The organism is Anabaena sp. TISTR 8404, assembly GCF_056847745.1.
Map to the genome: position 1 here is coordinate 2,506,194 of NZ_CP180578.1, position 19,423 is coordinate 2,525,616.

Consider the following 19,423-nt stretch of genomic DNA (forward strand, 5'->3'; position numbering starts at 1 on the left):
CTGAGTTTATGCTGGAACTACAAATTTCTCGCTACCAGCGAGATCAAAAGCAGCATGAATCACTTGTAAAGCTTTCACACCTTGTTCTTGGGCGACGACACAGCTAATTTTGATTTCTGAGGTAGCAATCATTTGAATATTAATTTGGTGTTGCGCCAACGCTTCAAACATTTTGGCTGCAACGCCTGGTTGTCCTACCATACCTGCGCCCACGATGCTGACTTTAGCGATCGCGCTATCTAATACAACTTCACCCCAACCTAATTCTGCTGCAACTTGAGTTAGTAGTTTTTGGGCAGTTTCCCCATCCATGCGTGGAACTGTAAAAGCAATATCCCGTTTGGGAATACCATCAATTATGCGACAGCGTTGAGATTGAATGATCATATCGACGCTGATGTTGTGCTGTGCCAATATGCCAAATAATTTCGCCGCCATTCCCGCCCGATCTGGAACTTGACGAATTGCCAAACGTGCTTGGTTCATATCTAAAGCGACACCGCGCACGGGGGAAGAGGAAACGGGGCAGGGAGCAGGGGGCGGGGGGCAGGGAACTACTTCTTGCTCCCTGGTTATTGTTTCCTCTGTCTCTCCCTTAGCGGCAATTTCAAAGGCGGTACTGAGTGCAGTCACGGCGCGATCGCAGTCTGTCGCATCAACTAAGCAACTGACCTTGACTTCACTGGTAGAAATCATTTGAATATTCACGCCTGCTTCTGCGAGGGTGGCAAACATTTTAGCCGCAACCCCAGGACGACCAATCATCCCTGCACCAGAAATGCTAACTTTGGCAACGTCTTGCTCGATCATCACTTCGGCTTCGTCTGATTTGGGCTTGGATGGATTTCTGAGTGCGGGTGCGATCGCTGCTGCTACAGCTTCTGCTCGTTTCAATATCGGTGTGGTAACGGTAAAAGCAATGTCGTTACTATTACCTTCATGAATTGATTGAATAATTAAATCTACATCTACATTTTGACGGGCGATTTCACCAAATAACTTAGCCGCTACCCCTGGCTTATCAGGTACACGTAACAAAGCTACCCTTGCTTGGTTAGTATCAAACTCTACCGCATCTACAGCCTTGGCAATTTCTAAATTTACTAGCGATCGCTCTTGGGGTTTGGGCGATGTCACCCAAGTACCGGGGTCATCTGTCCAGCTAGACCGCACTACCAAAGGTACACCATAGTTACGGGCAATTTCCACTGACCGGGGATGTAGCACTTTTGCCCCCAAGCTTGCTAGTTCGAGCATTTCATTACAGGTAATGGCATCCATCAGCTGGGCTTCGGGAACCAAGCGCGGGTCTGTAGTTAAAATACCTGGCACATCTGTATAAATTTCACAAAAATTTGCTTCAATTGCTGCTGCTAGGGCGACTGCTGAGGTATCAGAACCACCACGCCCTAAGGTAGTAATTTCTAATTCTCCAGTGCTGGATATCCCTTGGAAGCCAGCTACAACAACTACTTTACCTTGATTGATGTGACGCACCAGGCGATCGGTTTCGATATGTAAAATCCGGGCGCGGGTGTGTTCTGCCTCTGTAACAATTCCTACTTGTGCGCCAGTCATGGAAATAGCAGGCTGTCCCAGCTCTTGCAATGCCATAGTCAAAAGAGCGATTGTTACCTGCTCACCCGTAGAAAGCAGCATATCCATTTCCCGGCGGTTAGGATTTTTGGAGATTTCGCTGGCTAGTTTGACAAGTCCATCTGTGGTTTTACCCATTGCGGAAACTACCACAATCAAGGAATTTCCTGCTGTAACTGTTTTATATACACGCTGTGCAACAGCTTGAATACGTTCGACTGAACCGACAGATGAACCACCGTATTTCTGAACTATGAGCGCCATATCTTTGTCTTGAATGAAGTGTGCCTACTTTCATCAATGCTTCCGCCGGGTTTGAAAGCTTTGAAGGCATTAGCAGTAATTATTTAGTTTACTAACTTATCAGAATCAGTTGACACAAAAATTAGTCACTTAAGATTTTATGGTGGAATTTTGACTATTGTCTCTAAAATTTCTGAGCAAAATAAAAGGCAAAAGCCAAAGAAATTACTTTTGACTTTTGCCATTTTAATTTTTACTGAGTTTTATTCGCCTGCTGCACGCTTAACTTGGCGCGACTCCAACCACAAGGGGATAGCAATCACAGCCACTAAAATGAGTAAGGCTGCGATCGCAAATTGACTGACCCAAGCAACCAATTGTTCTAAAGAAATTACTTTGCCCGCAAAAAAAGCTAATGTCACCATCACAGCAGCCCAGGTGGTTGCTCCTGCTAGGTTATATAAAAAGAATTTTTGGAAGGGTATTTCTGCTATCCCAGCTAATGGGGCAGCGAAAATTCGCAAAAGTGCGAAAAAGCGTCCAAAAAACACAGCTTTAATAGCATTTTGACTAAATTGCTCTTTAATATTTAGTAATTTTTCTTCAGAAATTCTAAATATTTTCCCTATTTGCAGAAGGAAAGGCCAGCCACCAAGCTTCCCAATCCAATAACCGCAAGCACCACCAATTACAGCACCTGCAACTGCATCACCCATAACTAACCAGTAACTTAGTTCATCACTACCAGCTAGAAACCCACCTACAAGAGTTACGGTTTCACCCGGAAGAGGAATGCCCAAGTTTTCTAGTAAAATTCCCAAAAAAATTGCCCAGTAACCGTACTGGTGGGCAAATTCCTGGATGTTTTCTAGTGAAATTAATTCAAGAGACATCCCGCACCGCCGCCTTTACAATTTTTTACCTTTCCTCTATCTTGGCGCGTTTGTGGCTGGAGTGTCAATCAAAGTACTGTTTTGACAGCCTTGATTCATCCTAGGTTAATCACTATCAGTTTCTAAAATTTATTACTTATTGAGTATTGACTATTACTGGTTCAGCGTTTAATAGCACGGGTGCATAGTTTCTCAAACAAATCAATAAATTTTTTATAAAAAATTTATGAAAATCTCGTTTCAATATGAAAATCTTGTAAAAGCTACTATTGATACTGAATTTACTAGGCGTTTGTGCCTATATTTAGGAAAGTTAACACAAATTATACGACATGAATACGTAAGCTTATAGTCTCGACTTCACAATGGTAAGTTCACAAAGCTTGTGATTAAACTGTTTTTTACCGTTGAAACCTTGCAGTATTGATGTCGATTTTCATTTTTTCCAGTAGTTCAACTACCCAGATAAATACATGACTACAGTACAAGAATTGCAAGTGGTTTTATTCAAACCCGAAGGCAGCATAGATTTGCAGGGTGGTATGGCTCTCAGCCAACGTATGGCAGAAGTAGTACCCCAGCCAGATCAACTCTGGATAATTGACCTAGCAGAAGTAGATTTCATGGATAGTTCTGGTTTAGTTCCGTTAGTCAAAGCGCTGACTACTGCCCGGCAATGTGGTTGTCGCTTGGTTCTTTGTAGTGTCAAAGCTCCTGTCAGGTTAATTTTAGAACTGACACAGTTGGATTCAGTTTTTGAAATTTTTAACACTTACGAAGATGTTCTCAATATTGTTAGCGAGCAAACTTTGGCTATAGCAAGCTAAACTTTAATTATAGGGCTAAAAAGTGTTGGTGTTGCGCAAAACCAATTATTTTTTTATTCTTAACAAATTCACAGCGATCGCCAATTTTTCCTAGTGCTAAAACTCGGCACTTTTGCAAATGGGATACAGAAACAAACAGCTAAACTTGGCTAACAGGCTTTAAACTGTACCAATTTTACTCAATCTACAAATCTGACTTAGCAAAAACTCACAAGTTTAGAGCCTGCTGTTGCGGGCTTTGTTTATTTTGTCTGTTGCTGTTCATCTAGGCATTTTGGACAGCAGAAACATTGGCTGTTTCCGCCGCAGGGCGAGGAAAGTTAGGTAAGTCAATCCCACTGTGACTCGAAGTACGGGTTTTGAGAGCTAAGCGGTAACTCACGCTTTGTAGTTCTGCTTGCAGCTTGCGATTTTCTCGTTGCAAAATTGCTACTTTCTCTCTTACTGGAGCCATCCGCTCCTCAAACTTACGACGGTAAATTTGAGGTAATTCTTGTACTACCTGCTCCAACATCCGACTACGATCTGTTAGTTCTTGTACAGACTGGCGCAGTTGATAAATTTCCGCATCACGAGTAGCAATTTGCTCTTGATAAAATGTTACTTGTTGCTCAACAGCTTGTAATTGTTCTCGTAACGCCTGCAACTGACTTAAATCGCGCTCTGGTTCAGAACGCTGGGGCATAAAATTAGCATTGCCCTTAACAAGCCGAAAGAGTTCTTGAGATAGCTGTTGCACTAATTGATCACGCAGTTGCAACTCTTGTCGCAACTGCGAGACTTCTGTAGAGAGAGCTTGGATGTTGGGTAGGTCAGTTTGGCTCACAGTGGCTTACAGCTCCCATTGACGAATCTTTTCTCATCTTAGGTATAACGGCGATCGTACTGCCTTTGGCAAGTACTTGTTAATCTAGCATTCCCAACCGAAGCAGAAAAAAGTCAAAGGTAAAAAAAAATTTTGTTTTGCTTTAATTTGTACTGAGTTTTGCAGTACAAATACTCATTACTCAGTACTAGTTGATCAACAATGTCCTTAAGCAGTTACGGCAACTTTATCTGCTGCTGCTCCTGAAACTTCTTGCTTAATGGTTAAGTAGCGAATTACCTCTTCACTCAACCGCATAGCACGTTCTAGGGGAGCGATAATATTTCCCGGCCCAGTGTAGTTCATTTGGATGTAGATTCCATCCCGTTGCTTTTTAATTTCATAAGCCAGACGACGCTTACCCCGATTTTGAATTTCAATATTCTCGGCTCCTTGATCTTGAATCAAGGTCTGGTATTTGGCGATCGCTTGATCTACCTGTTCGTCACTGAGGTCAGGACGCAGGATATACATTGTTTCGTAAACTGTGGACATGAGTTTGAAATCTCCTTTTGGACAAGGTGGCTGCTAGTGTAAAATTATACAAATTCTCTTAGAAATAACCGTATATTTCAACATCTGAAGCAGCAAGGAACTATAATCTTACCAGTTTTTTATGTAAATCATCAGCAAAATCTGCCGAAATTCTTACTTTCAGCAAAAATTACTTTATGGATGAGCCGGAGTCAGAAGACAGAATTCAGAATACCCCATGCCTGTTGGCATAGCGTTCCCACAGGGTAGTCAGGGGTTTGAGTAAGGAAAGAATTTTTTCTTCTCCACGATTAAAATCCCTAACTTTCAACCTAGATTCTCTATCCAGTCGCAAGAATTCCCAAGCAGGATTCTGACTCCTGAATGCTGAATTCTTAGGTAACTAGTTTGCAACTGGGAATTCAGCCTTTGGTAAACAACAGCAAATTAATTTAGCTACTGGCTGAAGCAACAGGTATGCTTCCCACAGGAGCTTATAAACTCCTTTCATGACTGAAGATTCTACTCACAGATCTTAAATTACAGACAATAAGGATATTATCAAGGTTATGGCGCAGCGCTATGTGCGAGTTCAAAATCCAGAAGGCAAAATTTACTATGGGTTGCTACAGCTATCCCTGAATGTGCAGGTGCTGGATGCTCCACCTTGGTTACAGGGACAACCGACAGATTTAGTTTTAGCACCAGATAGTTACCAAATTCTTTCTCCTTGCGCTCCCTCAAAAATTGTGGCGGTGGGTAAGAATTATGCAGACCATGCAGCAGAAATGGGAACAGCCGTACCAAGTGAACCATTAATCTTTCTCAAGCCACCAACATCAATCATTGCCACTGAGGCAGAAATCAAGTATCCGCTTCAGTCTCAAAGAGTAGACTACGAAGGAGAGTTAGCACTAATAATTGGCGATCGCGCTTGTAATTGCACCCCAGAGGAAGCGCAAACCAAGATTTGGGGTTATACGATCGCAAATGATGTCACAGCACGAGACTTACAACAAAAAGACGGTCAATGGACTAGAGCCAAGGGGTTTGATACTTTTTGCCCCTTAGGCCCTTGGATTGTCCGAGAATTGAATCCAGGTGCGAGATTGCAGACTTTCATCAATGATGATCCAAATCCAGTGCAATCTGCGGGGATCGATCAAATGGTCTTTTCCCCAGATGTTTTGGTATCTTACATCAGTAAAGTTATGACTCTACTACCAGGGGATGTCATACTAACGGGTACACCCTTGGGTATTGGCCCATTGCATATAGGCGATCGCATTCGGGTGGAAATTGAAGGCATTGGTCGTCTCGAAAACACTATAGTAGGCTGTTAAGAAGCGCTAAGTGAATCAATTTTGGATTTTAGATTAGGTCAATCTTTGAATCTAAAATCATCAATCCGTCTTGAAAAGGTTGTTCAAGTCTAGCCACTCCGCTATCGCGCTCTGCCGACAGTCACGGAAGTGGCGTGGGAAACCATGCGTGGCAATCGCTCATGAGGGAAACCCCCTACGTACCCGTCGCTGCCTCACTAGACAACGCCAGTGAGGGAGCCAGGGAACTCGTCCCACGCACTGGCTCAACTTTTCGCAAAATCTAAAATTCTGCTGCCTCTACCATTTAGTATCTTACTATACCCTTAGTTATCTAACTTGCAGATACACAGCATCAGAAATTGCGGGAATTTCTGCATAACGTCCTAAGAGAGACTGGACAACTGAATAAGCTACTGCTGCCACAATGCCGAGGAAAATAGTACTGTATAAAGTTTGGGTAGCAAAGTCTCCACTGGGTATTAACCCCACAATATCAGTCAAGATGGCACACAAAAAGATAATAATGTCTAAAAGGATCGCTTGCATGGTATTGAAGCGAATAAAATGAGAAATTTTTTCGTTTCTCACTACTAACAACCATAAAGCAAAGAAAATTATAATTCCTGCAAACCGCACACGTCTGTAAAATGACCACACAATCAGCACAGGTGCAAACACTACTGTGAGAGCAGGAAATTGTTGTAATAAAACAAAGCCAAAACTCAGTACCTCAACCAGAGGTAGCAAATAAGGTAAACAAGCGAAAATGCGATCGGAAATATTTGTAGAACCACGCCAGGCCATTTTGCGTTCTCCTGTGGCAGAATTTTAAGAGTTACTTGAGCCTAGGATAACGCAGTTGTCTAGTTTCCCTGAAGAGACAATCATTGGATCTCGGCAATCCGAAAGCCCATAACGCACTCATACTGCTCTGGCTGTTGTGCGGTAAGTTTGCGAATAGCTTGTCCGCAATGTAGTTGACCGCCACGCCAACGCGGTTGACCACTCCTGTCAGCAAGTAAACAAGACTGGCAAACCTGCTCAGGGGTAAGGATTTGATCATCCATTAAAATGACTAACATCCAAAGACCTCCTGTAAATCCTCGAAACGATCCGCAATTTGTTCAGGGAAAACACACATACATTTTTGTATTTCAAGAGCGGCTGAAACTAGAATCGACATCCACTATGTGTATAGAAGCAATTTTGCTCTGCGATAGCTGCGGAGTTAGGCTCTAAATCTTGTCTCATGCTCTTTTTGACAAAAATGAGGTAATGATCAACAATTCCCCAGTGAACCTTAAATTTATTGTATGTTGAGTCTCTCGGAGATAGAGTTCTTCAGTAACAACTCATACATAAATTTTTACACCTAGTAGCAAAAATCTAAAGTATCAAGTCTGAAGTATGAAAGAAGCATTCTCATCAGCTTTTTAGAAATTGGTATAAATATTTCAAAGCAGTTTGATTCCCTACCTATAAGTGGGTGGTTTTTTAACTCAGAGAGGAAGCACTTTCAACTCAGCACTATTTACAACTATTAAGTTCATGTTCCAGAAAGAGCTTTATAATAATTAACACATTAATGGGACTTAACCGGGCTGGCATCTAAAGTAATAAATTCAGTTACTACCAATAGTGAATAGTCAGCAGTCAAAAAATCTGGCAATGTAGACATTTGGCTGCGAATTATTACTTAGATGTTAGGTTCCAAGAAAAACCACCATTGTGCAAATTTCCACTAAGGATAGATAAAGTGACTAGGACTAATTCAGACTTTCTTGCATCTTCTGATCCCGCGATCGCCGGATTAATTGACGAAGAACTCCAGCGTCAACGCGACCACTTGGAGTTAATTGCGAGTGAAAACTTTACCTCTGCGGCTGTACTCGCTGCTCAAGGTTCAGTCTTAACGAATAAATACGCTGAAGGATTGCCTGGTAAACGTTACTATGGCGGTTGTGAATTTGTCGATAAAATCGAGCAGATCGCCATTGACCGAGCTAAACAAATGTTTGGTGCGGCTCATGCTAACGTCCAACCCCATTCCGGCGCACAAGCTAACTTTGCAGTTTTCCTGACATTACTAGAACCAGGAGACAAAATCATGGGGATGGATTTGTCTCATGGTGGACACCTGACTCACGGTTCACCTGTAAACGTTTCTGGTAAATGGTTCCAAGTTAGCCACTATGGTGTTAGTCAAGAAACAGAGCAACTCGACTACGACCAAATTCGAGAGCTGGCGCTGAGGGAGCGTCCAAAGCTCTTAATTTGTGGTTATTCTGCTTATCCTCGCATCATTGACTTTGAAAAATTCCGTAGCATTGCTGATGAAGTTGGTGCTTACTTACTGGCAGATATTGCCCATATTGCTGGTTTAGTGGCTTCTGGCTTACATCCCGACCCCATTCCTTACTGTGACGTTGTAACTACAACCACTCATAAAACCCTCCGTGGCCCCAGAGGTGGGTTAATTTTGACCAAGAATGCAGAACTGGGTAAAAAGCTGGATAAATCAGTTTTCCCTGGGACTCAAGGGGGGCCTTTAGAACACGTAATTGCAGCTAAAGCAGTGGCTTTTGGCGAAGTATTAAAGCCAGAGTTTAAAACTTACTCTGCACAGGTAATTGAAAATGCTCGTGCTTTAGCAACTCAACTGCAAAACCGGGGCTTAAAGTTAGTGTCAGATGGCACTGATAACCATTTGATGCTCGTAGATTTACGCTCAATTGGTTTGACAGGTAAACAAGCAGATCAACTGGTCAGTGGTGTAAATATTACTGCTAACAAAAATACTGTACCTTTTGATCCCCAATCGCCATTTGTTACCAGTGGTTTGAGATTAGGTTCTCCTGCGATGACGACTAGGGGATTGGGAGTTGCAGAGTTTACCGAAATTGGGAATATTATTGCCGATCGCCTGTTAAATCCAGAATCAGAAACAGTCGCAGCTGATTGTAAACGCCGAGTAGCAGCACTGTGCGATCGCTTCCCCTTATACCCCCACTTGCAGATTCCTGTGCCAGCACTAGCATAAGAAGTTGAGCAATTATGAAGGCTGATAAGTTTTTTCAGCCTTCATACTTCATACTTTAGACTTCATACTTCCTTAACCAAAATCTTCTGCTGATAAAAACCGAAAATGTAGTAGATATTAAGTAGAAACCTCCCTCGACAGAGTTTTGTCTGAGAAACTACTTAATTTAAAATACAGATGCCTGCTCAGATTTATCATCTGATCGCCTTCCTTGTGGCTGCCGTAGTCGTTCTCTGGACTACGCCTGATGTTAAGAACATTGGTATAAAAAGTGGAAATGTAGATAAGCCTGGTGGTCGAAAAGTTCATGAACGCCCAATGGTACGCCTGGGAGGAGTTTCTATCTTCGCAGGTACTCTCATTTCTTTATTAATTGTCTGGTGGTTAGGTGGATTTGCCAATTTGCCGCCTGACAAAGAATGGCAAATTTGGGGTGTCGCCCTAGGGGGTCTGGGCTTTTTTCTCATTGGTTTAGCAGACGATTTATTCAATCTGTCTCCCTTGGGACGACTGCTGTTGCAAATTATCGTCGCTACTGGTGCATGGAAAGCAGGTGTAAGTATAGACTTCATTACGATTCCGACAATTGGCATAGTTGACCTGAACTGGCTAAGTTTACCTATTACAGTGATTTGGCTGGTGGGAATGGTCAATGCTATCAACTGGATTGACGGTTTAGATGGTTTAGCTGCTGGTGTGTCGGGAATTGCTGCTGTAGTTATGTTGGTGGTGTCTTTGTTTATGCACCAACCAGCAGCAGCTTTAATTGCTGCCGCCTTAGCTGGTGCAGCACTAGGATTTCTTCGATATAACTTCAATCCCGCACAAATCTTTATGGGAGATGGCGGGTCTTATTTTATGGGATTCACCTTAGCTGCGGTAGGCATAATTGGGCTGGTGAAAATTCCAGCATTCACGGCGGTAATTCTGCCTTATTTAATTTTGGCAGTACCAATTTTGGATATGTCAGCAGTCATTGTGACGCGCATTCGTCGTGGAAAATTGCCTTGGGTAGCGGATAGATGTCACTTACACCATAGATTGCTACAAGCTGGTTTGTCCCATCGTTGGACGGTTTTATTTATTTATACACTCACACTTTGGGTTGGTAGTTTAGCGTTAGCCATAGCGGGTATCCCTAGTGGCATTGCTTACGCTTTTGGCGCAACTTCGCTGTTAACTTACACTAGTTGGCGAGTTTGGAAACGTTCTCAGCAAAAGTAAAAACTAGCAAGGTAAAAGAAATACAGTAGTATGAGTATCTTTCTTTTACCTTTTGCTTTAATTACATGAGTGCAGAAATTATTTGTGTTGGGACTGAACTGCTGCTAGGAGATATCCTTAACAGTAATTCGCAATTTATCGCCCAACAATTAGCCAAACTAGGAATTCCTCATTACTATCAAACAGTGGTAGGGGATAACCCAGAAAGATTAAAGCAAGTTATAGAAATTGCTATTTCCAGAGCAAATATTTTAATTTTTACTGGTGGTCTTGGCCCGACACCCGATGATTTGACTTGTGAAACTATTGCTGATTTTTTTGGCGCACCCTTGGTAGAACGTCCAGAGATTATCGAAGATATTGCACAGAAATTTGCTCAACGCGGTCGCGTCATGACTCCCACCAACCGCAAGCAAGCTTTAATTCCTCAAGGCGCAGAAGTTTTACCCAACCCCACAGGAACAGCGCCAGGGATCATTTGGCAACCTCGTCCTGAAATTACGATTTTTACATTTCCTGGTGTTCCTAGTGAAATGCATCGGATGTGGCAAGAAACAGCAGCACCATTTCTGCAAAGCCAAGGCTGGGGTAAGGAAATTATTTACAGCCGGAGTTTAAGGTTTTGGGGTATTGGTGAGTCGGCTTTAGCGGAAAAAGTATCTTCTTATTTTGATTTGTCCAACCCGACAGTTGCACCTTATGCAGGGAAAGGAGAGGTGAGACTGCGAATTTCTGCAAAAGCAAATTCAGAAGCAGCCGCAGAGGAATTAATTGCACCTATAGAAAAACAGCTTAAAGAAATTGCTGGGTTGGATTGTTACGGTGCTGATGATGACACGTTAGCTTCGGTTGTTGGTGAGTTGTTGCGTTCAGCAGGCGAAACGGTGTCAGTCGCAGAGTCCTGTACTGGTGGCGGACTGGGGCAAATGTTAACAGAGATTGCTGGTAGTTCTGATTATTTTTGGGGCGGGGTAATTTCTTACGACAACTCGGCAAAAGTGCGAATGTTAGGAGTAAACCCAGACGATTTAGATAAATTTGGAGCTGTTAGCGCTGTTGTGGCTGAACAAATGGCAATTGGAGTAAAAAGTCGCCTAGAAACTACTTGGGGGTTAAGTATCACAGGAATTGCTGGCCCTGGTGGCGGAACAGAAACAAAGCCTGTAGGTTTGGTTTATATCGGTGTAGCTGGGCCGAACGATGAAGTGAAAAGTTTTGAGTATCGTTTTGGGACAATGCGCGATCGCACTTTTATTCGTCATTTAAGTGCATGTACCGCACTGGATTTGCTGCGTCGGCGGTTGTTGACGAGGTAGGGAGTAGGAACTAGGGAGTAGATTTGTTTACAGCTGATTTAGGATGGCTACAGCAATTTTCATTCCAATGACGTACATTTCTCTAGCCCCTAGCCTCTAATCCCTAACCTCTTTTTGTATATGAACAAAATTCCTATCCTCGAACCAAATCAGTCTTACACTTTCAGAAGCTATTTTGAGATGTCATTTGAGCTAGAGAATATCCTGGCTGAATTTTACTAGCGATCTCTTTTCAGTTCTCTTGGAATTGTAAAAATGAAGGGTGCTATCACCCATTTCCAAGAGAACTGAGGGCAAACAAAGCGATCATGTGGAAGGGCTTTTCTCGGTCGGAAGTGCTATCATGTCTATTTTTTATTTTTTTAGCTGCGATTTGTAGCTGAGAGCTTAATATTAAAATTTATTAATTATGAGTTTTGCTAAAGAATCATACTCTTTATCCATTCTATCCATCAAAGATTTTTGATAGGGTGACCAACTCCGTGAACTTTTTTTAGGTTTTTTAGTCATTGCCAAATACTTAATTGGTAAATTTAAGTGTTGAATATGACTAGCACCATTGTTTAAATCTTCAATTCTAGCAACAGGATCTCCAGTTATAAAATGCGGTACGCAATCATATAATGTTATTCCATCGTTCAATTGAGGAATTAAGGTATCATTAACTTTCGTTTTAACGTTTTCTAAATGAACCTGATCTATTTCTGTTTCTTTCCTTTCACGAGTTGAAGGAAATTTGATACTATCAAAACCATTGTAAATCCATCCACCGAATTTAGGTTTGCCTTTAGATGGGATAAATCCATCGTATTGATTTGATTGTTTATAATTGTCTGCTCCTAAATTCCATTCACTTATAAATTTAGGCAACATAGCACCAATTAGACTAATACAGTAAGCTGAGAACAAATCTGCTGTACAGGGTACTAAAAAGTAGTCAGAACAATATAAAGCTGAACGTACAAGAGTGTTAAAGGCAGGAGGTAAATCAATTAGAACATAATCATAGTTGTTCCCTTTATTTTTTAAATCTTCAACTATGATAGAAGGAATTAAAAACTTTCGTAAACCTATACCTAATGTCAGATCATTTCCAACGTCAAGAGAATCAGCCAATCGATTTAACCAGAAATCACCTAAAATAATGTCTATAGTCTGATTAACAATATTATTTTGATTTCTAAAAAAATCATCGTTCATAAAGAAAATTTTATCTTTATTCCTCTTTTTAGTAAGAAGCTTAAATTTTTGAAAATATTTTGGTTGAAAAAAGTAAGTTTGTGGACTTTGACTTTGAATATAAGCTTGAGCATAAGCCCTAATTGTTCTAGCAAGGGGATAATCTTTTGAAGCTTCAAGATATTGAGATAATTCAGAATACCCCATTGTTAGAAGAGAAAGATTACATTGAGGATCGTAATCAATTAAAAGAACTTTTTTCCCTTGTGCAGCTAGGGATGCTGACAAGTTAAAAATAGTAGTAGTTTTACCAACCCCACCCTTATTATTAAAAATGGAAATTATTTTTGTGTTCATAGTTTAATCTTGATGTTGTAGTTGCACAAGTACCTTAGTACTACTTGGAGTAATTGTCCAGAATACGGCTTGCTAATATGAATATCAAACTGATTTAGCAAATTAAAATTTGCTTATGCATCGCTGAATAACTATGGTAAACAAATAATTTTTAAACAATTCTTATAACAGACTTGCTTGCCTAAGAAGATTAGGTGATTTTAGCTAGAATAATCACTTCCTAGTACGACTTCGCAATAAAGCTACGCAGTCGCACCAAAAAAGAGGCTTACAGCACAATAATTTTCGTTTAAATAAAATAGCGTTTCTTACTTTTTAGCTAATCGCTAAATTGATTTAAATTTTCTGCGCGTAATTAAAAATCACGAAATTCCTTGCCGTGCCATACCCGTAAGACAAATATAGTATCTTCTTCACGCAGGTAACGAACCACGTAGTTTCCGGCGATCAGATCACGAACATTTTCAAGCTCCGGGACAGGACGGCCTATGTCGGGATAAAGTACAAGTTTTCCTATTGCCTGCCTAAGTCTTAGTGATACTCGCTCTGCCGCCTGCGGATTATTTTGAGCAATGAACTCTCTTAGTCGTACTAAGTCCTGCACCGCACTTTCTGAGAACTGAAGTTTCATCTTTTGGGTGCTTGAGTTTCAACACTGGTTCCCCAGGTTTCCAGCCACTTCATCACTTCCTCACCAGAAACGACTCTTTGTGCTTGAATGTCGGCGATCGCTTCTTGTGTCTCTTCAAGCATTCTTAGCTTTTGCTCCTCCCGTGCAATGTATTGCCGTAGAGCGTCGTTGATTATCCAGCCTTTCGTCCGTTGCAGTTTTGTTGCGGTCACTTCGAGCTTATCTTCAAGGTCATCATCGAGCCTGAAACTTGTAGTACTCATACCTTGCCTCAGATAATGCGTTATACTGCATTGTATTATATGGGGAAAATTGCCTGATTAAAAGAGTGAAAATTACTTAACATTTGTCAGCGCCTCCATTTGTGCCAGCAGTTTTCACCTATTTATTAAATCTTTGCTAAGAATTCTGACTCCTCCATTCTATTTGATAATATGTAACATTTAACACACTCATTATCGAAACATCAGTCATCCCAAGTCAGCCTATCAGAACAATCAATCTCTCAAGGGTTGCTGTATTGTTCACATTTTGTTACAAAAGTACAAAGAACTTCTAGAGACGCACAACCAAATGTTCGGCGGACTAACTGGTTTACAAGATCCTAAAGGCACTGACTGGGGTGAGCGGATGCTCAACACAGTTGCCAGCCAAACGATTCGCCATTTGTTTACTCAAAGCGAGTCAGTAGAAGTCTTTGTACGCTGCTATCCCTCCAGCAAGTTGTTGCAAGGCAGCATTGATAGCTTCAAGATGAGTGGTCGTGGCTTAGTCATCCGGAGAGACTTTGCTGTAGAGGAGATGTCTTTTGAAACGGATGCGGTGGCGATAGATTTTGGCGCGGTCTTAAGTGGCAAATTGAACCTCAAGCAACCTACTCAGGCGATCGCTCAAGTAGTATTATCCGAAGCAGGCATTAACCAAGCCTTCAAGGCAGAACTAGTGAAAAAGCGCCTAGTCAACCTTGATGTACCTGCATTGACAGAATTATCTGGTGGCCAGCCAGTTTCGTTCCCTGAAGTTCAGGTACAACTATTGCCAGAAAACCGCTTGCGGATTTCTGCAAAAGCTGATTTGAATAATAGCGAACTTGTCCCTGTAAATATGACCGTCTCTATAGCAGTAGAACGGCGACGACGGATTTCCTTTAAAGACCCACAGATAAACCTTGAACAAGTACCAGAAGGGCAACGAGCAACTTCTCAAACCCTAAGCATCGCACTGGCAGAGATTTTAGATAACATGGTTGATTTAGATCGCTTTGACCTTGATGGAGTGAAAATGCGGCTCAACCGTTTAGAAACTGAAGGACAAAAATTAATTTTCAGTGGATATGCGGAGATTGAACGTATTCCGCGTACTGGGGGAAGTTCAGCTTGAAAATTTTACAATCTTGTTTATAGGTTGTGCGTGATTAGCAGTGATTCACTGCGATCGCGTGCCTGCTTGATATAGCAATAGCCAGGGTAGTTAGGAATTATTTTTTAACACTGTAACCTGTAACCTTTCACCTGCTATAACTAATTTTTCCTAACCTCTAGCTTTTGCTGATGGCTAACTTCTAAAGGCAAGAAAATAGTCAACACCTCACCATATTGTGGACGTTGGCGCACAATCAGTTTACCGCCAATGGCTTGGAACAAGTGCTTAGTTGCTGTTAAATTCAAACTAATTGTGCCTGTTTCTGGTTGAAACATTAACAATTGACCAAGAGCTTTACGAATTGGCGGCGTTACAGATGTGTCTGCGGCATCTGAGTTTTGACACTGAGGTTGAGGCGATAATTGCAGCTTGAGTTGGTCGCCAGCCGGGATCACCTGTACTTGAATATGGCTACCAGCAGGCAAGCTGCGAGTAAAATTCTCCATTAAACCCGTGAGAACCCGATCCAACATAGTTGGGTTACTTACCACTGTAGGTAGTTGTTGCGGTAAAACAACATCCAAAGTGAGGTTGCGTCTATTTGCTGCTTGTTGCCAACGGGGAATACTCTGTTGCAAAACTTGATTGAGAGACATTGGCGTGAGATGAGTATTAGCAGCTTTCATTGCAGCACAAGTTTCTAGTTCTGCCGCCTTGAACAACAACTCCATGCGATCGATTTGCTCTGTACACTCATGATCAATAATTTCTAAGCGATTAATCACAGCCGCAGGCAAGTCACGTCGCTTCAGCAGTAGGCGAGTCATGGTACGAATAGTTGTGAGCGGAGTACGAACTTCATGAGCAAAAGCTTGCAGTAATTCTACATCGGGGACTGGGTGCTGAGAATGAGGACTTGAGGGTTGGATATGAGGTACACTTGTTGCTGTTTCCCAGTCTTTAGTTGCCTCTGGTTCTGGTAATTCCTGAAGTAACAACTGGCTAAACTGCATAGCAATGCGATAATCTGGCGCTACTGGCGAATACTGCTTTACTAAAGCATCTAGTTCGGCGCAAAAATCAGGATTAGTTAGCATTACCCGCGCTCCTATGGCTCGCCAAGCTTGCTGAACTATCTCTGGTTCAAAGGAAAATGAAAATATTTTGTTACCATTTTTGCGTTCTGCTAAAACCAGCACTAATCTAAATTTTTCTGTGAATACCAAGCAAAATTGCTCAGCCACTAGGGGATCGGCAGGTAGTATCGGAAGGACTGCTTCTTGAAAAGAATTTTCTTCAACTACCGTGGCTGTTGTAGGCATTTGAAATGGCATTAAAGCCAAGGGATTGAAGGGCTTGGCTGTAAAAGTAACTGTCTGTAAGTTTTGAGTTAATGCTGGTTGACTAAATAAGGGTGCTGGTGCTGCTAAGACTAATGCTGGTACAGCAGAAGAGCCACTTGCTAAAATATCAATTAATAGATGTTCTGTTGCTGCTAAACTGATACGCCACTGTCTCTCTGCCTTGGCTGGTGAACATTCAGCCATAGTTGATTGACTTTCGGCTAAAACTTCACTCAGACTTGGCAAGATCCATTCGTACACAGGTTTTCACCTCTTGGTTGGAGAGCGACTAATAATGTGGAAAAGTAATATTTCACTACTACTTAAGAGGTTATAGTCATTTGTGTACAAGAGACAGTCGTATAACCGAACAAGATAAGCGCAATTTCCCTGTCATATTTGAAAATTTCACAATTGACAATCAAAAATAGGCCGCGTTGTTCAAAAGTTACTGAATCAAACTGGACGCTGATATGGTTGAGTAATTTTGTAACCTTCAAAAACTACTGAGAAACCTTCTCCCTGCGGTGAAGCACACATTAACCCTACTTGTAATGTTGCTGTATTGGTAAGATATGCAAGTCGCAGCATTTGATAAAATTGACCATCTAGAGAATATTGCACTTCTACAGTTTCTGCTCGACGTTGTACCTTCATCCATAGTGCAACTGGTGGCTGTGATAGAGGAACTACCGACCAATCTGAGTAATCTCGTGTCACCACAGCACTAACATTTTGCATTCCTTCCACAAACTCAATCCCACATTTTAGCCACCAGGTATTTTCATTTTCCCTAATCATCAACCCTGCTTGGTCATACAAAGTTTGATATTGTCCAATAACTTTGACCTCTATCGTAAAATCACTTATGACTTCCTGATAGTAAAAGTTCCCGTTATCACGAATGAAGTTATAGTGAGTCTTGCGCCAAAAATCTGTCTTTGCGCCTGCATTAACGGATAAAACGTCTGCTTGCTTGTTCCAATTAGAAGGTTCGTTATACCACTTCATTTCAGTTGAATTATTCACTGATGGATTGTTTATTAATCCTATTAGTGATCATGCCAAGCTGTGAAGATAACATCGACACATTAGGTTGATTGATTTAATTCTTCAATCTGGGATACTGTGGTTTACAAGGACTTCCCCAACAAACTTGCCCATTAGGCATATTGGCAAATACACTACTACGAGCGCCAATTACAGCATTTGCACCAATTTCAACTCCGGGGCCAACAAAACAATCGATTGTTACCCAAACCCCATTATTAATAGTTATTGGTGCTGTTTTTAAACCAAAAGCTGGGTCTTGGATGTCGTGACTACCAGTACACAAGTAAGTTTTTTGGGAAATTACGCAGTGTTCACCAATGGTAATCTCATCCAAGCTGTATAACACTACGTCATCACCAATCCAACTGTAGTCACCGATGGTAATTTTCCAAGGATAAGTGAAACGTGCGGTGGGTCTAATTAACACACCTTTACCAATACGCGCACCAAACAGCCGTAGGAGAGAACAACGCAGATTATTTAAAGGGTGTGGAGTCAAGGGAAAGGCGATCGCCTGTACAAACCACCATAACAAAACATACCAACCTGGACGGCCTCGGTCAAACCAGGATTGGTCATATTTGCGTAAGTCTACAAAAGATTGGTTATTTGTCATTTGTCAATTGTCATTTGTTAATAAATAATAAGGACTAGGAATTTTAGATTTTAGATTTTGGATTTTAGATTAAAATCCAATCCAAAATTATTTCCTAGTCCTCAGTCTCTAATCTTTAATTTTCTAGATTGCTGTTTGTTCGATTTTTTGAGGTAGAGAGGCTGGTACAGTTTTAGCAGTACTTGCAGTATTTAATTTACCGCCACAGTTGCGTAACTCGTAAAGTTTCACGCCGATTTGATATTCATATTGACTCAGCAGACGTGCGTAAATATATCCGGCTTTGCCATCTAAAAAACCACGCTGAATAATGTAGAACAAAATAAAGCGTAAAATCGGTTTAAAAGGTAAATGCACCCATACTTTTTTCAAAAAGCGCTTACGTTGCACAGCATCACCAAATAAGTTCGCGCCAATTGTGCCTTTTTCATCTTGGCCAGTGAGAATATTGTAATAAACACGGGCTTCCCAATTAGAATAACGATTATGTCTTTCTAACCAGTGGAATAAGTCGCGGAAGTCCTCGTGCAGCATATCATTTTTGAGATATCCTACCTTACCTTGTAAGATAACGTGTTCGTGAACTTCGTTATCACCTGTGTTGGGGATATCTTCAGTATTTAGGTTTTCATAACGACCGATTTTGTGTTTAAACAAACGCAAATTCCAATCGGGATATTTACCGCCGTGACGAATCCATTTACCTAAGAAAAATACGCGGCGATTGAGATAGTAACCTTTGTATTCTTCATTTTGAATTGCTTGAGCAATTTCTTCCCATAATTCGGGAGTAATGCGTTCGTCACAATCGACAATTAGTACCCATTCATTACGAAAAGGTAAGTTATCTAAAGACCAATTTTTCTTTTTCGGCCAGCGTCCATTGAAGTAAAATTGGACAACATTTGCACCGTAGTTATTAGCAATTTCAATGCTCTTGTCCGTACTTTGAGAATCTACTATAAATATTTCATCTGCCCTTTGCAGACTAGCAAGACAAGCGGGCAAATTAGCTTCTTCGTTTTTGGCAGGAATAAGTACAGAGACGGGAATTTTAGATGACATATATGGTGTTTTTG

The 19,423-nt window shown here is 41.4% G+C and carries 19 protein-coding genes; 6 read left to right on the plus strand and 13 right to left on the minus strand.

All coding sequences use genetic code 11. From position 1 onward, the window contains the following. Positions 1-6: 6 nt before the first annotated feature. Both ACMX3D_RS10830 and ACMX3D_RS10835 read right to left on the minus strand, forming a co-directional pair. On the minus strand, positions 7-1,860 hold the full coding sequence (locus ACMX3D_RS10830) for an aspartate kinase (RefSeq protein WP_482751422.1): 1,854 nt from the start codon (positions 1,858-1,860) through the stop codon (positions 7-9). Between the two features lie 242 nt (positions 1,861-2,102). Beyond that, positions 2,103-2,732, minus strand: a complete 630-nt coding sequence (locus ACMX3D_RS10835; protein ID WP_482751423.1) for a DedA family protein — start codon at positions 2,730-2,732, stop codon at positions 2,103-2,105. 473 nt (positions 2,733-3,205) lie between these two features. On the opposite strand from ACMX3D_RS10835, the gene ACMX3D_RS10840 reads away from it, so the two are divergent. After that, on the plus strand, positions 3,206-3,559 hold the full coding sequence (locus ACMX3D_RS10840) for an STAS domain-containing protein (RefSeq protein ID WP_482751424.1): 354 nt from the start codon (positions 3,206-3,208) through the stop codon (positions 3,557-3,559). A gap of 265 nt (positions 3,560-3,824) precedes the next feature. Here ACMX3D_RS10840 and ACMX3D_RS10845 read toward each other — a convergent pair whose 3' ends face one another. Both ACMX3D_RS10845 and rpsF read right to left on the minus strand, forming a co-directional pair. Then, positions 3,825-4,385, minus strand: a complete 561-nt coding sequence (locus ACMX3D_RS10845) for an Npun_F5560 family protein (RefSeq protein WP_482751425.1) — start codon at positions 4,383-4,385, stop codon at positions 3,825-3,827. Positions 4,386-4,592: 207 nt separating this feature from the next. Continuing rightward, positions 4,593-4,919 (minus strand): 30S ribosomal protein S6, encoded by a 327-nt coding sequence (gene rpsF / locus ACMX3D_RS10850; protein ID WP_482751426.1) that lies wholly within the window; start codon positions 4,917-4,919, stop codon positions 4,593-4,595. Between the two features lie 548 nt (positions 4,920-5,467). On the opposite strand from rpsF, the gene ACMX3D_RS10855 reads away from it, so the two are divergent. Then, the gene (locus ACMX3D_RS10855) at positions 5,468-6,241 is read left to right on the plus strand and encodes a fumarylacetoacetate hydrolase family protein (RefSeq protein WP_482751427.1); all 774 of its coding nucleotides are present in this window, start codon (positions 5,468-5,470) and stop codon (positions 6,239-6,241) included. A gap of 309 nt (positions 6,242-6,550) precedes the next feature. Here ACMX3D_RS10855 and ACMX3D_RS10860 read toward each other — a convergent pair whose 3' ends face one another. Together ACMX3D_RS10860 and ACMX3D_RS10865 are read right to left on the minus strand one after the other, a co-directional pair. Beyond that, positions 6,551-7,027 (minus strand): Tic20 family protein, encoded by a 477-nt coding sequence (locus tag ACMX3D_RS10860; RefSeq protein WP_482751428.1) that lies wholly within the window; start codon positions 7,025-7,027, stop codon positions 6,551-6,553. An 80-nt stretch (positions 7,028-7,107) separates the two neighbouring features. Beyond that, the gene (locus ACMX3D_RS10865; RefSeq protein WP_482751429.1) at positions 7,108-7,305 is read right to left on the minus strand and encodes a hypothetical protein; all 198 of its coding nucleotides are present in this window, start codon (positions 7,303-7,305) and stop codon (positions 7,108-7,110) included. Between the two features lie 674 nt (positions 7,306-7,979). Here ACMX3D_RS10865 and glyA point away from each other — a divergent pair. The 3 genes from glyA to ACMX3D_RS10880 all read left to right on the plus strand — a co-directional run bounded on the left by glyA (position 7,980) and on the right by ACMX3D_RS10880 (position 11,803). Continuing rightward, positions 7,980-9,263, plus strand: a complete 1,284-nt coding sequence (glyA, locus tag ACMX3D_RS10870; protein ID WP_482751430.1) for a serine hydroxymethyltransferase — start codon at positions 7,980-7,982, stop codon at positions 9,261-9,263. A 177-nt stretch (positions 9,264-9,440) separates the two neighbouring features. Continuing rightward, complete coding sequence (locus tag ACMX3D_RS10875; RefSeq protein ID WP_482751431.1) at positions 9,441-10,487, plus strand: glycosyltransferase family 4 protein; 1,047 nt, start codon at positions 9,441-9,443, stop codon at positions 10,485-10,487. A 65-nt stretch (positions 10,488-10,552) separates the two neighbouring features. Next, on the plus strand, positions 10,553-11,803 hold the full coding sequence (locus ACMX3D_RS10880; protein WP_482751432.1) for a competence/damage-inducible protein A: 1,251 nt from the start codon (positions 10,553-10,555) through the stop codon (positions 11,801-11,803). A gap of 393 nt (positions 11,804-12,196) precedes the next feature. Here the strand turns inward: ACMX3D_RS10880 and ACMX3D_RS10885 are convergent, their stop codons facing one another. The 3 genes from ACMX3D_RS10885 to ACMX3D_RS10895 form a co-directional block, all read right to left on the minus strand. Then, positions 12,197-13,339 (minus strand): ParA family protein, encoded by a 1,143-nt coding sequence (locus tag ACMX3D_RS10885; protein ID WP_482751433.1) that lies wholly within the window; start codon positions 13,337-13,339, stop codon positions 12,197-12,199. A 355-nt stretch (positions 13,340-13,694) separates the two neighbouring features. Next, positions 13,695-13,970 (minus strand): type II toxin-antitoxin system RelE/ParE family toxin, encoded by a 276-nt coding sequence (locus tag ACMX3D_RS10890; RefSeq protein WP_482751434.1) that lies wholly within the window; start codon positions 13,968-13,970, stop codon positions 13,695-13,697. Continuing rightward, positions 13,967-14,233 carry a CopG family ribbon-helix-helix protein gene (locus ACMX3D_RS10895; RefSeq protein ID WP_482751435.1) on the minus strand — a complete coding sequence of 89 codons (267 nt, stop codon included), beginning with the start codon at positions 14,231-14,233 and terminating at the stop codon, positions 13,967-13,969. The genes ACMX3D_RS10890 and ACMX3D_RS10895 overlap by 4 nt, the downstream gene beginning before the upstream one ends. A gap of 310 nt (positions 14,234-14,543) precedes the next feature. Here ACMX3D_RS10895 and ACMX3D_RS10900 point away from each other — a divergent pair, with 310 nt between their 5' ends. Further along, a complete protein-coding gene (locus ACMX3D_RS10900; RefSeq protein ID WP_482752317.1) occupies positions 14,544-15,350 on the plus strand; it encodes an LmeA family phospholipid-binding protein in 807 nt (268 codons plus the stop codon). A 140-nt stretch (positions 15,351-15,490) separates the two neighbouring features. On the opposite strand, the gene ACMX3D_RS10905 is transcribed toward ACMX3D_RS10900, so the two are convergent. The 4 genes from ACMX3D_RS10905 to ACMX3D_RS10920 all read right to left on the minus strand — a co-directional run bounded on the left by ACMX3D_RS10905 (position 15,491) and on the right by ACMX3D_RS10920 (position 19,409). Further along, positions 15,491-16,936 (minus strand): sensor histidine kinase, encoded by a 1,446-nt coding sequence (locus ACMX3D_RS10905; protein ID WP_482751436.1) that lies wholly within the window; start codon positions 16,934-16,936, stop codon positions 15,491-15,493. Positions 16,937-17,131: 195 nt separating this feature from the next. Then, complete coding sequence (locus ACMX3D_RS10910; RefSeq protein ID WP_482751437.1) at positions 17,132-17,704, minus strand: DUF1349 domain-containing protein; 573 nt, start codon at positions 17,702-17,704, stop codon at positions 17,132-17,134. 76 nt (positions 17,705-17,780) lie between these two features. Continuing rightward, positions 17,781-18,344, minus strand: a complete 564-nt coding sequence (gene hpsU, locus ACMX3D_RS10915; protein WP_482751438.1) for a hormogonium polysaccharide biosynthesis acetyltransferase HpsU — start codon at positions 18,342-18,344, stop codon at positions 17,781-17,783. A 123-nt stretch (positions 18,345-18,467) separates the two neighbouring features. After that, positions 18,468-19,409 (minus strand): glycosyltransferase family 2 protein, encoded by a 942-nt coding sequence (locus ACMX3D_RS10920; RefSeq protein WP_482751439.1) that lies wholly within the window; start codon positions 19,407-19,409, stop codon positions 18,468-18,470. Between the last annotated feature and the right edge of the window lie 14 nt (positions 19,410-19,423).

Excerpts from the sequence above, each read along its gene's own strand:
- ACMX3D_RS10830 (WP_482751422.1), bottom strand. The coding sequence starts at position 1,860 with ATGGCGCTCATAGTTCAGAAATACGGTGGTTCATCTGTCGGTTCAGTC.
- ACMX3D_RS10835 (WP_482751423.1), bottom strand. The coding sequence starts at position 2,732 with ATGTCTCTTGAATTAATTTCACTAGAAAACATCCAGGAATTTGCCCAC.
- ACMX3D_RS10840 (WP_482751424.1), top strand. The coding sequence starts at position 3,206 with ATGACTACAGTACAAGAATTGCAAGTGGTTTTATTCAAACCCGAAGGC.
- rpsF (WP_482751426.1), bottom strand. The coding sequence starts at position 4,919 with ATGTCCACAGTTTACGAAACAATGTATATCCTGCGTCCTGACCTCAGT.
- ACMX3D_RS10855 (WP_482751427.1), top strand. The coding sequence starts at position 5,468 with ATGGCGCAGCGCTATGTGCGAGTTCAAAATCCAGAAGGCAAAATTTAC.
- ACMX3D_RS10860 (WP_482751428.1), bottom strand. The coding sequence starts at position 7,027 with ATGGCCTGGCGTGGTTCTACAAATATTTCCGATCGCATTTTCGCTTGT.
- ACMX3D_RS10865 (WP_482751429.1), bottom strand. The coding sequence starts at position 7,305 with ATGTTAGTCATTTTAATGGATGATCAAATCCTTACCCCTGAGCAGGTT.
- ACMX3D_RS10875 (WP_482751431.1), top strand. The coding sequence starts at position 9,441 with ATGCCTGCTCAGATTTATCATCTGATCGCCTTCCTTGTGGCTGCCGTA.
- ACMX3D_RS10880 (WP_482751432.1), top strand. The coding sequence starts at position 10,553 with ATGAGTGCAGAAATTATTTGTGTTGGGACTGAACTGCTGCTAGGAGAT.
- ACMX3D_RS10885 (WP_482751433.1), bottom strand. The coding sequence starts at position 13,339 with ATGAACACAAAAATAATTTCCATTTTTAATAATAAGGGTGGGGTTGGT.
- ACMX3D_RS10890 (WP_482751434.1), bottom strand. The coding sequence starts at position 13,970 with ATGAAACTTCAGTTCTCAGAAAGTGCGGTGCAGGACTTAGTACGACTA.
- ACMX3D_RS10895 (WP_482751435.1), bottom strand. The coding sequence starts at position 14,233 with ATGAGTACTACAAGTTTCAGGCTCGATGATGACCTTGAAGATAAGCTC.
- ACMX3D_RS10900 (WP_482752317.1), top strand. The coding sequence starts at position 14,544 with ATGTTCGGCGGACTAACTGGTTTACAAGATCCTAAAGGCACTGACTGG.
- hpsU (WP_482751438.1), bottom strand. The coding sequence starts at position 18,344 with ATGACAAATAACCAATCTTTTGTAGACTTACGCAAATATGACCAATCC.
- ACMX3D_RS10920 (WP_482751439.1), bottom strand. The coding sequence starts at position 19,409 with ATGTCATCTAAAATTCCCGTCTCTGTACTTATTCCTGCCAAAAACGAA.